At 71.0% G+C, this 16,056-nt stretch carries 11 protein-coding genes; 5 read left to right on the top strand and 6 right to left on the bottom strand.

What is annotated here, in order from left to right; all coding sequences use genetic code 11:
- Positions 1-699 (bottom strand): PE family protein (locus MSIMFI_RS10000; protein WP_191497084.1); only part of this gene is annotated, 699 nt, incomplete at its 3' end.
- Positions 700-891: 192 nt separating this feature from the next.
- The gene (locus MSIMFI_RS10005; RefSeq protein WP_191497085.1) at positions 892-1,461 is read right to left on the bottom strand and encodes a PE family protein; all 570 of its coding nucleotides are present in this window, start codon (positions 1,459-1,461) and stop codon (positions 892-894) included.
- A gap of 671 nt (positions 1,462-2,132) precedes the next feature.
- On the opposite strand from MSIMFI_RS10005, the gene MSIMFI_RS10010 reads away from it, so the two are divergent.
- On the top strand, positions 2,133-2,966 hold the full coding sequence (locus MSIMFI_RS10010) for an amidohydrolase family protein (RefSeq protein ID WP_191497086.1): 834 nt from the start codon (positions 2,133-2,135) through the stop codon (positions 2,964-2,966).
- Entirely contained in the window at positions 2,963-4,507 is a 1,545-nt protein-coding gene (locus MSIMFI_RS10015) for an acetolactate synthase large subunit (protein WP_191497087.1), read from the top strand. Before MSIMFI_RS10010 ends, MSIMFI_RS10015 begins: the two co-directional genes overlap by 4 nt.
- A gap of 19 nt (positions 4,508-4,526) precedes the next feature.
- On the opposite strand, the gene MSIMFI_RS10020 is transcribed toward MSIMFI_RS10015, so the two are convergent.
- The 4 genes from MSIMFI_RS10020 to MSIMFI_RS10035 form a co-directional block, all read right to left on the bottom strand.
- Positions 4,527-10,379, bottom strand: coding sequence for a PE family protein (locus MSIMFI_RS10020; RefSeq protein ID WP_191497088.1), 5,853 nt, complete (start codon positions 10,377-10,379; stop codon positions 4,527-4,529).
- A gap of 175 nt (positions 10,380-10,554) precedes the next feature.
- Positions 10,555-12,075, bottom strand: a complete 1,521-nt coding sequence (gene fadD17, locus MSIMFI_RS10025; protein ID WP_191497089.1) for a long-chain-fatty-acid--CoA ligase FadD17 — start codon at positions 12,073-12,075, stop codon at positions 10,555-10,557.
- A gap of 5 nt (positions 12,076-12,080) precedes the next feature.
- The gene (locus MSIMFI_RS10030) at positions 12,081-13,172 is read right to left on the bottom strand and encodes an acyl-CoA dehydrogenase family protein (protein WP_191497090.1); all 1,092 of its coding nucleotides are present in this window, start codon (positions 13,170-13,172) and stop codon (positions 12,081-12,083) included.
- A gap of 27 nt (positions 13,173-13,199) precedes the next feature.
- Entirely contained in the window at positions 13,200-14,381 is a 1,182-nt protein-coding gene (locus MSIMFI_RS10035; protein ID WP_186244874.1) for an acyl-CoA dehydrogenase, read from the bottom strand.
- Between the two features lie 184 nt (positions 14,382-14,565).
- Between MSIMFI_RS10035 and MSIMFI_RS10040 the strand changes: the two genes are divergently transcribed.
- The 3 genes from MSIMFI_RS10040 to MSIMFI_RS10050 all read left to right on the top strand — a co-directional run.
- Entirely contained in the window at positions 14,566-14,757 is a 192-nt protein-coding gene (locus MSIMFI_RS10040; protein ID WP_085252606.1) for a ferredoxin, read from the top strand.
- A gap of 24 nt (positions 14,758-14,781) precedes the next feature.
- Entirely contained in the window at positions 14,782-15,696 is a 915-nt protein-coding gene (locus MSIMFI_RS10045) for a 3-oxoacyl-ACP reductase (RefSeq protein WP_191497091.1), read from the top strand.
- A gap of 13 nt (positions 15,697-15,709) precedes the next feature.
- A partial coding sequence (locus tag MSIMFI_RS10050; RefSeq protein ID WP_224770139.1) for a hypothetical protein occupies positions 15,710-16,056 on the top strand: 347 nt, incomplete at its 3' end.

Genomic DNA, 16,056 nt, shown 5'->3' on the forward strand with positions numbered 1-16,056 from the left:
GAATGGCTGATCGGCGCCGGTACCTCCGCCGATTCCGCCCGCACCGCCGACGCCGCCGCCGCCCCACAAGAATCCGCCGTTACCGCCGGCGCCGCCCGTACCGCCACCGGCCCCGCCGGTGCCGCCCGAGCCGCCGACGCCGAGCAACCATCCACCATTGCCCCCGGCCCCGCCGGTCGCGCCGCCGGCGCCGCCGGCACCACCCACGCCGCCATTGCCCCACAAGCCGGCGGACCCGCCGGACCCGCCGGCTTGGCCCATCACACCCGCTGCGCCGTTACCGCCGTTACCGATCAGCAGCCCGCCGGCTCCGCCGGCCCCACCCGGGGTCGTCGCGTTGGCGCCGTCGCCGATCAGTGGGCGCCCCAGTAACGTCATGGTGGGCGAATTGATCAGGTCGAGCAAAGCCTGCTCGACGTTGACCGCCTCAGCCGACGCATACGAGCCGACCCCGGCGCTCAGGGTTTGTACGAACTGTTCGTGGAACGCTGACATCTGCGCGCTGACGGCCTGATATTCCAAGCCGTGGCTGCCAAACAGCGCAGCGATCCGTGTGGACACCTCATCGGCGCCCGCAGCTAGCAGCTCCGTTGTCGAGGGTGCCGCCGCCGCGTTGGCCGCACCGATTGTCGAGCCGAGATTCGCCAACTCCCCGGCGGACGCTGCCGCGCTTTCAGGCGATACGAAAAGGAACGACATTAGGCGAGCTCCAACTGGTAGGAAGCGGGGGCCACAATCTCCGCGCTACGCCGGGATGGCTGACGCGGAGGGCTTGACGGAATAGCGGGATAGTTCGTTCGTCCTAGTGAGGTGCTCCGCGAAGGCCACGTACCTGTCGTCGGAGCCGAAGGTGGCGTCCAAGCAGCGTCTGGGTTGGCGCGTTCACCGCCTTCAGCGGCTGTTCGGCGGCTGCCTGGGGCCACGGATGCGACCCGGTCTGCGCGAATTGCGGATGAAGCTGCACCCGATCGGCACCGGCGGCGACCGGTTCGCTGGTTGCGGTTGCCGTCGCCGCGTTGGCGGGGCTGGTCGTCGGTGCGAATGCATTCGGGCGAGGCGAACAAGCACAGCACCATGCAGCTCCCTGAGTCGTCTCCGAAAGGCCGTGGGCGCCAGTGTTCGAGCCGCCCGCCCGCGTTGCCTAGGGTCCTTATGCCCTACCGGACGGCGTCGGTGGTCGCTGCCAACGTCCACGGAAGCATTCCGACGGCGGGCAGTTGCGGTTGAGGCGGTTGTCGCGCTGGCAGGCGACTGCACCCGCGTCCTGAGCGCCTGACGCTCCGGCCCACACTCGCCGAACAATGCAGCGATATTCGCCGAACATTCATCGCCACCGGCGGCCAACGCCTGCGACGTGGGCGCCGCCGCGGCCGCTTTGGCCGCACCGACCGACAGGCCGATCTCCGCTAGGTCCCCGGCGGCGGCCGCCACCGCTTCTGGCGAAATCCACACGTAAGACATGGGCGGCTCCACTGCTCAGGCGGGATTTGCAGCCGCCATCTCAACTCGCGACCGGCGGATCAGCATATTAGTGAAGCGAATTATTTTTCTTCGTTTCGCGGATAATTTCTGCCCAATTCCCTTAATGGAAACATGGAGGAAACACCGCGCGGGACCGATGTGGTCCATGTGACCGTTGGGACAGGTGCGAGGTGATGCTCGAACAAAATGGCGATGGTCTCCCGCTCTACCAGGTCAAACGGGTCGCTGAGCGTCGCATGTGGCACGGGCTCTGATCGACGGGGCGGTGGCACATCGGATCGGAAATGAATTCATGATACTACCACAAATGAATCCATAAAGCTTATCTAACAAAACTAATTAGCCTCACTAGTACAGCTGTCCGCATTTTTGTAAATAAGAATTGTGAAAACCGCTTAAGCGCATCCGCTAGCCCAGGGTTCCCGCCGCGCCTGTCAGTGCCAGCTATATCAGCGGCACCGACAGCGCCGTCGACGCTGTTAGCGCCGCGGTTAGCGCCACAGGTGTCTTGCGTCGCCGCTCTTGACACAATTGGCCGACCCGCAGCATCTGTCGCGACCGCCGCAGCACGTCACCGGATCACGGAGCTCTCGTTGACCTGCGACCGGTCTTCGTGATTGCGTCGTGGCGCGTCTACAGTCTGAATCGCGATGACGATCGACGTATGGATGCAGCATCCGACGCAGCGGTTCCTGCGCAGCGACATGTTGGCCTCGCTGCGGCGCTGGACCGGTGGGTCGATCCCGGATACCGACATCCCGATCGAGGCGACCATCGCGGCCATGGACGCCGGAGGCGTCGACCTCGGCCTGCTCAGCGCGTGGCGCGGTCCGAATGACAAGGACTTGATCTCCAACGACGAGGTTGCCGAATGGATCACGTTGCAGCCCAACAGGTTTGCCGGTTTGGCTGCGGTGGATCTGGATCGACCGATGGTGGCGGTCAGAGAGCTGCGGCGCCGGCTCAACGAGGGTTTCGTCGGCCTGCGCGTGGTGCCCTGGCTGTGGAACGCGCCTCCCACCGACCGCCGCTACTATCCGCTGTTCGCCGAATGCGTGGAGTCTGGGGCGCCGTTTTGTACCCAGGTCGGTCACACCGGGCCGTTGCGACCGTCGGAGACCGGACGCCCGATTCCCTATATCGACCAGGTGGCCCTCGACTTTCCAGAGCTGGTGATCGTATGCGGGCACGTCGGCTATCCGTGGACCGAGGAGATGGTCGCGGTGGCCCGCAAACACGAGAACGTCTACATCGACACCTCGGCGTATACGATCAAGCGACTGCCGCATGAGCTGATTCGCTTCATGAAAACCGGTACGGGACAACGCAAAGTCTTGTTCGGCACCAACTACCCAATGATCGGCCACGCGCACGCTCTGGCGGGGCTTGACGATCTAGGGCTGTCCGACGACGCTCGTCATGACTTCCTGCACGCCAATGCCGAGCGGGTCTTCGGGCTCGCCCAACGAGAGGTTCACAGATGAACGGTGCCCAGGCTCTGATCAACACATTGGTCGACGGGGGAGTGGACGTATGCTTCGCAAACCCCGGAACCTCCGAGATGCACTTCGTCGCCGCGCTGGACACCGTCGCCCAAATGCGCGGTGTGCTAACCCTTTTCGAAGGTGTTGCCACCGGGGCGGCCGACGGTTACGCGCGGATTGCCGATCGGCCGGCGGCGGTATTGCTGCACCTGGGTCCGGGATTGGGCAACGGCCTGGCCAACCTGCACAACGCGCGTCGTGCCGGGGTGCCGATGGTCGTGGTGATTGGCGATCACGCCACGTATCACAAGAAGTACGACGCCCCACTGGAATCCGACATCGATGCGCTCGCCGGCACCGTTTCGGGATGGGTGCGCCGGACGGGTTCGGCCGCCGATGTCGGGGCCGACGCCTCCGACGCGATCGCTGCGAGCCGGTCCGGCCCGCAGGTCGCAACGCTGATCCTGCCCGCGGACGTGTCCTGGTCCGACGGCGCCCAGCCCGCCGCGGCGCCGCCGTCATCGGCCTCGACGGGTGTCGACTTCGGCTCCGTAGCCAAGGTGCTGCGCTCGGGAGAACCGGCAACGATCCTGATAGGGGGCGACGCCACCCGCGGGCCGGCTCTGGCCGCGGCCGCTCGGATCGCCGAGGCAACCGGGGCCCGATTGCTGTGCGAGACGTTCCCGACGCGGTTGGAGCGCGGCGCCGGCGTGCCAGCCGTCGAGCGCCTAGGGTATTTCGCCGAGGCTGCCATAGCGCAACTCGACGGAGCCAAACATCTGGTGCTGGCGGGCGCGAAGTCCCCGGTGTCGTTCTTCGCGTACCCAGGCACGCCCAGCGACCTGGTCCCGGCGGGTTGCGAGGTGCATGTGCTCGCCGAATACCGCGGTGCCGCAGAGGCTTTGGTCGCTTTGGCTGACGAACTGACACCCGGGAAGGTTGCGCCGGTGGCGGCCGCGTCGCGCCCGCAGCTGCCGACGGGGGCCTTGACTTCCCTGTCGGCAGCGGACGTGATCGGGGCGCTACTGCCCCAAGGCGCGATCGTCGTCGACGAATCCAACACCTCCGGTGTGTTGTTGGAGAAGGCCACCGCCGGAGCACCGGCGCATGACTGGCTGACGTTGACCGGGGGAGCGATCGGTTACGGCATCCCGGCGGCGGTGGGTGCCGCGGTGGCAGCCCCGGTGCGTCCGGTGTTATGCCTGGAATCCGACGGGTCGGCGATGTACACGATTTCGGGGCTGTGGACGCAGGCGCGGGAGAATCTCGACGTCACCACCGTGATCTACAACAACGGCGCCTACGACATTTTGCGGATCGAGTTGCAACGCGTCGGTGCCGGGTCGGCTCCCGGGCCCAAGGCTCTGGATCTACTTGATATCTCGCGTCCCACAATGGATTTCGTCAAGATCGCCGAGGGTATGGGGGTGCCGGCGCGTCGTGTCAGCACCTGCGAGGAGTTCGCTGACGCATTGCGGTCCGCATTCGCCGAACCCGGACCGCACCTGATCGACGCCGTGGTGCCGTCACTGCTGGGGTAGCCGTCGCTAGTCGGTGCGGCTAGATGGTGGTGCCGTCGGTGCCGTCCATGCCGTCGGTGCCGTCATTGCCGTCAACGCTACCGGTGCCGCCTTTGCCGCCGGTGCCGCCGCCACCGCCGAGACCGCCGGGCGCGCCAATGCCGTCGCCGCCGTTGCCGCCGGTGCCGCCGTTGCCGCCGGCGCCGCCGTTGCCGCCGGCGCCGCCGTTGCCGCCCGTGCCTCCGTTGCCGGCAACGCCGCCGTTGCCGCCGGCTCCGCCGGTACCGCCCGCGGTGGGCTGGCCGCCCTGGCCGCCTTGGCCGCCCTTGCCGCCTTGGCCGCCCTGGCCACCGTCCCCATTGGGGTTGTCGCCGCCGATGCCGCCGTCTCCGCCGTTGCCGCCGTCGCCCGCAGCGCCGCCGACGCCGGCCGCGCCCACGCCGGTGCCCGCGTTACCGCCGTCGCCGCCGGTCCCGCCGTTCCCGCCGTTCCCGCCGTTCCCGCCGGCCAAGTCGTCGCCGTCTTGGCCTGGGCCGCCGTTCCCGCCGTTGCCGCCGTCGCCGCCGTTGCCGTTGGTGCCGCCAGCGCCGGCGTTGCCGCCGGCTCCGCCGGTACCGCCATGGCCACCGTTAACGCCCGGGTCGCCGAAACCGATGCCAACCTCGCCGGTGCCGCCCGTCCCACCGTCCCCGCCGTCGCCGCCGATGCCGGCATGGCCGGCGGTCCCGCCGATGTTGGCCGCGCCGCCCTCACCCGCGTCGCCGCCGTCCCCACCGGTGCCGCCGGTGCCCGCGGCGACGGTGGTGCCTAGGCCGCCGGTGCCGCCGGTCCCGCCGAGGCCGCCGTTGCCGCCGTTGCCGCTGGCGGCGCTGCTGCCGGTGTCGGTGTTGAGGCCGCCGATGCCGCCGTCACCGCCCTTGCCGCCGTCGCCGCCGGTGCCGCCGTCGTTGTTGGTTCCGCCGTCACCGCCCTTGCCGCCGTCGCCGCCGTCGCCGCCGTCGCCGCCGTCGCCGGCGATGCCGCCGCTGGCGGCGGCGCCCGTGCCGGTGCCCGCGTTGCCGCCGTCGCCGCCGGTGCCGCCGGCCCCGCCCTTTCCGCCGGCCCCGCCGGTCCCGCCGATCGGACCGGTCGCGCCGGCCTCGCCGGCTCCGCCGTTGCCGCCGTTCCCGCCGGCCCCGCCGTTGCCGTTGGTGCCGCCGTCGCCGGCGTTGCCGCCGGCTCCGCCCTGGCCGCCTTGGCCGCCGGCGATGCCGTCCTGGCCCGCGACGGTGGCGTCGGCGCCGGTGCCGCCGGTGCCGCCGGCTCCGCCGTCGCCGCCGATGCCGGCGTTGCCGGTGACCGCGAAGCCGTTGGTGCCGCCGGCGCCGGCGTTGCCGCCGGTCCCGCCGGTGCCGCCGGTGCCCGCGGTTCCGGTGGTGCCGACGCCGCCGGTGCCGCCGGCCCCGCCGATGCCGCCGTTGCCGCCGTCGCCGTTGGCGGCGCTACTGAGGAGGTCGCTGTTGAGGCCGCCCGCGCCGCCGTTGCCGCCGGTGCCGCCGTCACCGCCGGCGCCGCCCATGGCGTCGTCCGCGCCGGCCCCGCCATCTCCGCCGGCCCCGCCGTTACCGCCGTCGCCGGCGATCCCGCCGCTGGCGGCGGCGCCGGCACCGATGCCCGCGTTGCCGCCATCGCCGCCGGTGCCGCCGATCCCGCCGGCCCCGCCGTCTAGACCGGTCGCTCCGGCTTTGCCGGCTCCGCCGTCGCCGCCGGTGCCGCCGGCCCCGCCGTTGCCATTGATGCCGCCGTCGCCGGCGTTGCCGCCGGCCCCGCCAGTACCGCCGCTTCCGCCGGTGAATCCGAAACTGCCCGCGCCAGCGCTGGTGCTACCAGTCCCGCCGGTCCCGCCGGCCCCGCCGTCGCCGCCGACGCCCGCGTTACCCGCCGTGCCACCGATCCCGAACGGGTTGGCGATGCCGCCCTCACCCGCGTCGCCGCCGGCCCCGCCGGTGCCGCCGGTGCCCGCGATGCCGGTGGTGCCGACACCGCCGGTGCCGCCGTCGCCGCCCAGGCCGCCGTCCCCCCCCCCGGCCGTCGCCACCCGCCCCCCCCCGCCCCGCGGGGCGCGGCCCCCGCCGGGTGGTGGGCCCCCCCCGTCCCCCCCCCCCCCCCCCCCCCCCCCGGCGGCCCCTCCCCCCCCGCCCCCGCCGCCCCCCCCCGCGCCGCCGGTGCCGCCACTGCCGCCGTTGGCGCCACCACTGCCGGCAGTTCCGCCCGCCCCTCCGGTGCCGCCGGAGCCGGCGTTCAGGGCGCCGTCGTTGGCGTTGCCGCCGGTGCCACCGTTGCCGGCGGTGCCGGTGGCACCGCTTTGGATGTTTCCGCCGTTGCCGCCGGCCCCGCCGGCGGCGCCGTTGCCTCCGAGGTAGGGGAGATCGGGGCTGCTGCCGTTGGTGGCGTTGCCGCCATTGCCGCCGTTGCCGGCCGTGCTGTTAGCGGCTCCGGCAGTGACGTTGCCGCCGACGCCACCGTTCCCGCCGGCCGCAAATTGTCCGCCGTCGCCGCCGTCGCCGCCGTTCCCGGCCTGGGCGACCCCGCTGGCTGATGCGTTGCCGCCGGCGCCTCCCTTGCCGCCGGGCCCAGCGATGACGCTGCCGGCGCCGCCTGCTCCGCCCAGGCCGCCGGTTGCATTGCCAGAGCCGTTGACCCCGGTGCCGCCCGCTCCGCCATCACCGCCCTGTTGGATCTGGGTGGGAGGACCGCTGGTGGGGCTGCCGGGCGTGCCTGGGCCGCCGTTGCCGCCGCTTGGTGTCGTACCACTCGGTGTGCCGGCGGCGCCGGCCGCGGCCTGCGGCACCGTCGTCGGGGCAACCTGGTTGATCGCATCGGCGCCCTTCCCGCCGGCCCCGCCGTTTCCGCCGTTGCCGCCGTTGCCGCCGGTGCCTTGAGCGCCTGTGCTGCTGCCGGTGCCAGCGCCGGGCGCGCCGCCGGCGCCGGGCGCACCGCCGGCGCTTCCCAGGCCGCCGTTGCCGCCTGCCCCGCCACCAGGCGTGGGGTCGAAGGCGGGTCCGGAGGTTTGCGAGCCACTGGTGCCGATGGCCCCGTCGCCGCCGTCGCCGCCGAGTCCGCCGTTGCCGCCCTTGCCGCCCTTGCCGCCGCTGAGGCCGGCACCGCCCGTGCCGCCTTGGCCGCCTGCGCCGGCATCGCCGGCATTGCCGCCGTTGCCGCCGGCCCCGGCGACGTCGCTGGTGCCCGGCACGATGCCGGTACCGGTGGCCCCGGCTCCGCCGTTGCCGCCGGCGCCGGCGTTGCCGCCGTTGCCTCCATTGCCGCCGACGCCCGCAGCAGCGCCGCTAGTCCCGGCCCCACCGATGCCACCCTGGCCGCCCGCGCCGGCGTTGCCGCCGTTGCCGCCTGCGCCGCCGGATCCGGCGGCCAGAGCATCGAGAGTCCCCTGCACACCGTTGCCGCCGCCTCCGCCTACGCCGGCGTTGCCGCCCGCGCCGCCGGTTCCGCCGCCGCCGGCGACGCCGTTGGTGCTAGCGGACCCGCCTGCGCCGCCTTGGCCTCCGATGCCGCCGTTGCCGCCCGTTCCGCCGACCCCGCCGTCGGGCGGGGTCACGACGCCGGCGTTGACGGTGAAGCCGATGCCGCCGGTGCCGCCGTTGCCGCCAGCGCCGGCGGCGCCGCCCGTCGCGCCGGTGCCGCCGTTGCCGCCGGGGCCACCGGCGTTGCCGCCTGCGCCGCCTTTGCCGCCGTTGGCGCCTGCACCGCCACTGCCGCCGGTGCCGCCGACGGGCGCGACGCCGGTGCCGGGTAGACCGCCGCCGCCTTGGCCGCCGTTTCCGCCGGTGCCGCCGGTGCCTCCGAGACCCCCGGTGCCACCGATACCGCCATTGGCGCCGGGAACCCCGCCGGCGCCGCCGTCACCGCCGGCACCGCCCACGGAGCCGTTTCCACCGGGGAGGCCGTTGTTAACCAGTTGGTTGATGCCGTTTGCGCCGTTGCCACCGCCACCACCGGCGCCACCGGCGCCGCCGTTGCCGCCGGTGCCCTGGGCGCCCGCGGTGCCGCCGTTGGCGGCGCCGCCCGCGCCGGGCGCGCCGCCTTGGCCGCCGTCGCCGCCCTTACCGCCGACGGGGGCGTTCGTGCTGTTGTTGCCGGCGTGCCCGCCGCTGCCGCCATCGCCACCGTTGCCGCCGGTGCCGCCCTTGCCGCCGGTTCCGCCGGCGCCGCCAGCGGCGCCGCCAGCCCCTCCTTCGCCTCCCGCGGCTCCCGCTACCCCGTTTCCGCCCGCGGCGTTGGGGGTGCCGGTGTTGTCGGTGCCATTGCCGCCTGCGGTGCCATTGCCGCCATTGCCGCCGAGACCGCCGTTGCCGCCGGCACCGGCACTGCCGTCGTGGCCGCCGCTGCCGGCGCCGGCGAGGCCGCCGGCACCGGCAGTGCCGCCCTGTCCGCCGGTGCCGCCTTTGCCTCCGGGGTTGCCGCCGGCGGCCCCGTCGTTGCCACTGCTGCCGCTTCCGCCGAGGCCGCCGCTTCCACCGGTGCCGCCGTTGCCGGCGACTCCGCCGGTCACCGCGGCACCGCCGGTGCCGCCTTTGCCACCTGCACCGCCCGCGAATCCGGAGTTGCCGCTGGCGCCGTCGCCGACGGCGGCGACGCCGTTGGCCCCGTTACCACCGGCGCCACCCGTGCCCCCGGTGCCGCCGGCGCCGACGCCACCGGGCAGGCCTGCGCTGGTGAGAATGCCTCGGGTGCCAGCGCTCCCGCCGGGACCGGCCGCGCCGCCGGTGCCGCCGTCGCCTCCCGTACCGGCCGCGATGACGGTGGAACCGTTGCCGCCGGCGCCGCCGGTGCCGCCGGTGCCGCCTTGGCCGCCGAGGCCGCCGGCACCACCATGGCCGAACAGCACCGGGCCGGCACCTCCGGCTCCGCCGGCGCCACCATTGCCGCCGAGTCCGCCGTTGCCGCCCGTTCCGCCAACGCCGCCGGCGGCTTTGCCGGCCCCGCCGTCGCCGCCTTGGCCCCCGGCCCCGCCGTCGCCGCCATTCATGAATAAGCCGCCGGCGCCGCCGTTTCCGCCGGTGCCGCCGTTACCGGCGGCGCTGCCCCCCACGACACCGGGGCTGCCGATGCCGCCAGCTCCGCCGGCCCCGCCTTGGCCGATCAGGAACCCGCCGTTGCCGCCGTTGCCGCCGAGGCCGCCGGTGCCGCCACCTGAGCCGCCGATGCCGCCGGCACCGCCGGCACCGCCGGCGCCGATCAGCGGGGATCCGTTGCCGCCGTGACCTCCGGCGCCGCCGACGCCGGCGCCGGCGCTGCCCGCGCCGCCGAGACCGCCCGGGCCGCCCTGGCCGATGAGCAGTCCGCCATTGCCGCCGGCGCCGCCGGTGGCGCCGCCGCTGCCGCCGGCGCCCCCTGCGCCGCCGTTACCCCATAGCCCGGCGGACCCGCCCTTGCCGCCGGCCTGGCCCGGCGCGCCCGCGGCACCGTTGCCGCCGTTGCCGTACAGCCACCCGCCGTCGCCGCCGTCGCCGCCCGGCGTGGTCGCGTTCGCGCCGTTGCCGATAAGCGGGCGCGATAGCAATGTCTGCACCGGCGAAGCCGCCGCGCTAAGGACCGCCTGCAGCGACGAGACGTTGGCCGCCTCGGCAGTTGCATACGCCGAGGAACCCGCGTTGAGAGCCTGCACAAATTGGCTGTGAAACGCTGCCGCCTGCCCTGCCAGCGCCTGGTAGCCCGCCGCGTGCTGAGAGAACAACGCGGTTACGGCTGCCGACACCTCGTCGGCGGCAGCGCTCACCAATGCCGTTGTGGGTGCCGCGGCGGCCGCGTTGGCGGCGGTAATCGTCGAGCCGATACTGGCCAAATCGGTGGCCATCGCCGCCACCGTCTCGGGCACAGCAACTACATACGACATCCGGCACCTCGCTCTAACGAAAGGCGACCTGGCAACGTCGGCCAGGCAGTTCATCGATGCAATCGGCTAGGCGCGGATCGTATCGCGTCTGGGCAGCTCATTGGGCCATTCCGCTGATATATGTGTGTCAAATATGCCGGACGATCCTGTGTTGGTCGCGCCCTCGCCGGGCGACTTAGGCACGCCGAATTGGCCACACGGGATCGCCGCAGTCGACGCCCTCGGTCGCCAGCTGCCGCTTGAGCACCTTGAACGTCACGGTACGCGGCAGCGCCGAGCTGACCCGGACGTACGACGGCCACTGCTTGGGCCCGAGATCGGGCTGGTCGGCCAGGAAGGCCCTGAATTTGTCGGCATCAAATTCCGCGCCGGGTGTCATCACGACCGCGGCCATCACCTGGTCGCCGACCACCGGGTCGGGCACCGCATACACCGCAACTTCGGCGGCGCCGGGATAGCGCTGCAGGACCCGCTCGATCGGTGCGGTGCCGAGATTCTCCCCGTCCACCCGCATCCAATCGCCGAGCCGTCCGGCGAAATAGGCATAGCCGGCCTCGTCGCGGTAGGCGAGGTCGCCCGTGTGGTAAACACCGCCGGCCATCCGCTCGGCCTCGGCGGCCTCGTCGTTGTAGTAGCCCTCGAAGCGACCCGGCCCGGCGAGGTTGACCAATTCGCCGACGACCCCGACTGGGCAACGTTCGCCACTGTCGGGGTCGACGATCGCGATCCCGTCCGGCAGCGGACCCAACGAGCCCGCCGGGGTATCGGGGGTACGCGCGATCGCCACCCCTCCTTCGGTGGAACCGAACCCGTCCTGAACGACGCAGCCGAACCTGCGGCCGAAACGTTCGATATCGGCGGGCACACCCTCGTTGCCATACACCGCGCGCAGCGGGTTCTCCGCATCGTCAGGTTGTTCGGGTGTGGCAAGCACGTACGACAGCGGCTTGCCCACATAGTTGGCGTAAGTGGCGCCGTAACGGCGGATATCGGCGATAAAACCTGAGGCAGAAAACTTGCGCCGTAACACCATTGAGCCCTGACATGCAACTGCAACTGCCCAGCCGACCAGCACCGCATTGGAATGGAACAACGGCATCGACACGTAACAGATGTCGTCGCGGCCAAGGTCGAAGCGCTGCGTCATTGTCACACCGGCGATCGCCACCTTGCTGTGGCTGCATTTCACCGCCTTCGGGTCGCCGCTGGTCCCAGAGGTGTAGATCAGCATGAAAAGGTCAGCCGGCGAGGCGGATTGAAAACGTAACTCGGTATCCCTTGGAGGGGCTTGTGCGGCAACCTCTTCGGCCCACTCGATGGAATCGACGTTGACATGCTCGATATCGGTCAGTGTCGCAGCGGATTCCGTGTCGGCGAGCACGAGTTGGCAGTCGGCGTGGCTGATGTCGCGGGCCATTGCCGCGCCGCGGCGCACCGGGTTGAGGCCTACCGGAACGATTCCCGACATCCCGGCAGCCACTAGCATCGCCGAGAAGAACGGTGTGTTTTGCAACAACACGCCGACGTGCGGCGGACGTTCCGGGTCGAGACGTTCACGCAGCGCCGCGGCGATCGCGGCGCCGTGCTGGATGTGGTCGCGCCAGCTGGTGAATGAATGCTCGAAATAGACGCCCCGGTCGTCGATTTCGGCCAGCGGCACCAGCAGCCGGCTGACGGTCGGGTCGGTCGGACTCACATTACTCAGGCGGGAGCCTCCGCCAGCTCGCGACCGATTTGCCGCAGCTGCCCGGTTGCACCGCCCAGCCCGAACTCAATCTCCTTGGCAGCCAAGAAGTAGCGATGAACCGGGTGATCGGTGTCGACACCGACACCGCCGTGCACGTGCACGATGGTGTGCGCCACTCGGTGCCCGGCTTCGGCCGCCCAAAACGCTGCGGTTGCCACGTCGATGTCGGCGGGAATGTCTTCGGATACCCGCCAGGCGGCTTGGGGGAGCGTCAGCCGCAACCCCTTGACATCGATGTAGCCGTCGGCCAGCCGCTGCCCAACGGCTTGGGAGCTACCGATCGGGCGCTCGAACTGCTCACGGGTACGCGCGTACTCGGCGGTCAGCTGCAATCCTCGTTCTAGCACCCCGAGCTGAAACGCGGTGCGGCCCAAGGTTGCTAGCGTGCCGAGCCAAGAAGCCAGTTCGCCCCCGCCGACCCGTCGTGTGGCATCAACGCCCTCCAGTTTCAGATGCCCGACACTACCCAGGCCGGTGGTCTGCAGTGCCGTAACCGAAACCCCTGGGTCTTCGGCGGAAACAAGGAAAACCGCTGTGCCGGAATCGGTTTCGGCGGGCACCAGGAAGGCGTCCGCCACCGGACCAAAGGGTACTTGGGTGCGCGTTCCCGTGAGCCGGAAGCCATTACCGGCAGCGGCGGCCTGCACCGGCCCCTCACCCATTTCACCGTATAGCGCGACGGTGAGGATCTTCTCGCCGTTGACCGCCGGTACGCCCCAGTCCTGGTGCAGCCGATCAGACCCGAACCGAGCCAGCGCACCCGCACCCAACACCACCGACTCCAGATACGGCACTGCGGCCAGCTGGTGACCCAGCGCAACCAGCACCGCCACCTGCTCGAGCAATCCGAAACCCTCGCCGCCCAGCGTGGACGCCGCGGCACTGGTCAGGATGTCGGCGTCAATGAGCTTGCGCCACAGTTCGCGGTCAAACCGTTGATCGAGCTTGTCCAAGTCACGCTGATGCTCCGGTGTGCACACCGCATCCACGATGGTGTCGACCAGACCGCCAAGGTCCTGTGCCGCTTCGGTGGTCGTGAAATCCATGTATCTGAGTCCTTTTCCCAAAGATGGTCAGCGGCTGGCCCGGGGCAGTCCCAGCGCGACCATGCCGATGATGTCGCGCTGGACTTCGTTGGTGCCGCCCCCGAAGGTCAAGATCAGGCACGCCCGGTGCATCCGCTCCACCCGCCCGCGCAGCAACGCTCCTGGCGAATCCTGACGCAGCGTCGCCGCGGTGCCGAGCACTTCCATCAGCAGCCGATAGGCCTCGGTGGCCAGCTCGGTCCCGAACACCTTCGCTGCCGACGCATCCGCCGGTGACGGCGCTTCGTCCTGGGCCGAAGCCAGCTCCCAGTTGATCAGCTTGAGCACCTCGGCCTTGGCATGTACCCGAGCCAGGTTGAGCTGCACCCACTCCGAATCGATAAGCCGGGCGCCGCTGTCGTCCTTGGTGTTTTGTGCCCATTCGCGAACCTCGCGCAGGCACAGGAAGATTGGTGCCGACGACACCAGTGCGACGCGCTCATGGTTGAGCTGGTTGGTCACCAGCTTCCAGCCGCCGTTCTCCTCGCCGACTCGGTTGCTCACCGGCACCCGGACATCCGAGTAGTAGGTGGCGCTGGTGTCGGGACCGGCCATGGTGTGCACGGGCGTCCAGGAAAAGCCGTCAGCGGTAGTGGGCACGATCAGTACCGAAATGCCACGGTGCTTCTTGGCCTCGGTATTAGTGCGCACCGCCAACCAGACGTAGTCGGCGTACTGGATCAAGCTGGTCCACATCTTCTGGCCGTTGATCACATAGTCGTCGCCGTCGCGCACGGCGGTGGTGCGCAGGTTGGCCAGGTCGGTGCCGGCGCCCGGCTCGGAGTAGCCGATCGAGAAGTGCAGGTCCCCGGCCGCGATCTTGGGCAGGAAGAACTTCTTCTGCTCATCGGTGCCGTAGGCCATGATGGTCGGCGCCACGCTGTTGATCGTCAGGAACGGCACCGGTGCACCGGCGATGGCCGCCTCATCGGTGAAGATCAGCGAGTCCATCGGGGAGCGGTCTTGGCCGCCGTACGCCTTCGGCCAGTTCAGGGTGAGCCATCCGTCCTTGCCCATCTGGGCGACCGTCTCCCGGTACACGTTGCCGACGCCGTATTCGCCCTGCACCGAGCTCAGCGCCTCGCGGCGCTCCGGGGTCATCAGCGTGGTGAAGTACGACCGCAGCTCGCGACGCAGCTCCTCCTGTTCAGGGGTGTAACTGATGCGCATTCCAGCCGTCCTTGTAGTAAGCGGAGCCGTCAGTAACTCATGCCAACGACTACCCATTCGTCTTCCCGGTTGTAACACGTTCTAGTCTGAGGGTCCAGCGACTGTTTCGCCGGACCCATCGTCGTATGGTGGGGTAGGTACGGGGTAGGTACTGAACCGCGGTCGAAAGGTCAAGGAGGGTGCCGTGCGAGTAAAGGTGGACCGTGACCGATGCGAGGGTAACGCGGTGTGCTTGGGAATTGCGCCGGATATCTTCGATCTGGACGACGAGGACTATGCCGTCGTTAAGACCGATCCGATTCCAGCGGACCAGGAAGATCTGGCCGAGCAGGCGATCGCCGAATGCCCACGCGCTGCGCTACTGCGTGAAGACTAGCCACAAACTAGAGGTATTCATAAATTGACTAGCAGCACGAACGCGACCGATCTATCCGGGAAGGTCGCGGCGGTGACCGGTGCGGCCGCGGGGCTGGGCCGCGCCGAGGCGATAGGCCTCGCCCGGTTGGGCGCCACCGTCGTCGTCAATGACATCGCGACAGCGCTGGATGCCTCAGACGTCATTGACGAGATCACGAGCGCTGGCTCCAAGGCGGTGGCGGTGGCCGGCGACGTTAGCCAGCGTGCCACGGCCGACGAACTGATCGCTGTGGCCGACGGGTTGGGCGGACTGGGCATCGTGGTGAATAACGCCGGCATCACCCGAGATCGGATGCTGTTCAACATGTCCGACGAAGACTGGGATCAGGTCATCGCCGTGCACCTGCGTGGCCATTTCCTGCTCACCCGCAACGCGGCAACGTACTGGCGCGCCAAGGCCAAAGAAGCCAAAGAGGGCTCTATATACGGGCGCATCGTCAACACCTCGTCGGAGGCCGGCCTGGTCGGCCCCGTGGGTCAGGCCAACTATGGCGCCGCCAAGGCGGGTATCACTGCGCTGACCCTGTCGGCAGCACGCGCATTAGGCCGCTACGGGGTGTGTGCCAACGCCATCTGCCCGCGTGCCCGCACCGCGATGACGGCCGACGTCTTCGGCGAAGCGCCGGACGTAGCCGAGGGTCAGATCGACCCGTTATCACCGGAGCACGTGGTGACCTTGGTCCAGTTCTTGGCCTCCCCGGCGGCCGCGGACGTCAGCGGTCAGGTGTTCATCGTCTACGGTCCCCGGGTGACGTTGGTTGCCCCGCCGAGCGCGGAGCGTCAGTTCAGCGCGGACGGCTCGGCTTGGGAGCCCGAGCTGCTGAGCGCCACCCTGCAGAATTATTTCGCCGGCCGGGATCGGGAACGCAACTTCTCGGCGATCGGCCTGATGACTTAGGGCGTTAGCCGGGTTGGCCGTCCGCGCCGGCGGAGCCGGGGCTCCCATCGGATCCAGGGCTGCCGCTCGGGGTGCCCGCCGCACCGCCCTTGCCGGCCGCACCGGCGGCGCGCCCGTTGGCCTCGGCGGCACCGGCGGGGCCGGCGGATTCTTCCGCACCCCCGGGACCGGCGGCGCGGGCGGGGCGGCCGGGGGGGGGGGGGCGGGGGGGGCCGCCCGGGCGGGCGGGGAGGGGGGGGGGGGGGGGGCCCCCCGCGGCGGCCCCCGGTCCCGGGGGGGGGGCCGCCCCCCCCGCGCGGGGGGGGCACCCCGGCCCACCCCCCCACACCCCCGGCCGCGCCCCCCGCAGAGTGCGGCCCC

Origin of the sequence: Mycobacterium simulans, assembly GCF_900232995.1 — a bacterium.
Taxonomy (GTDB): domain Bacteria; phylum Actinomycetota; class Actinomycetes; order Mycobacteriales; family Mycobacteriaceae; genus Mycobacterium; species Mycobacterium simulans.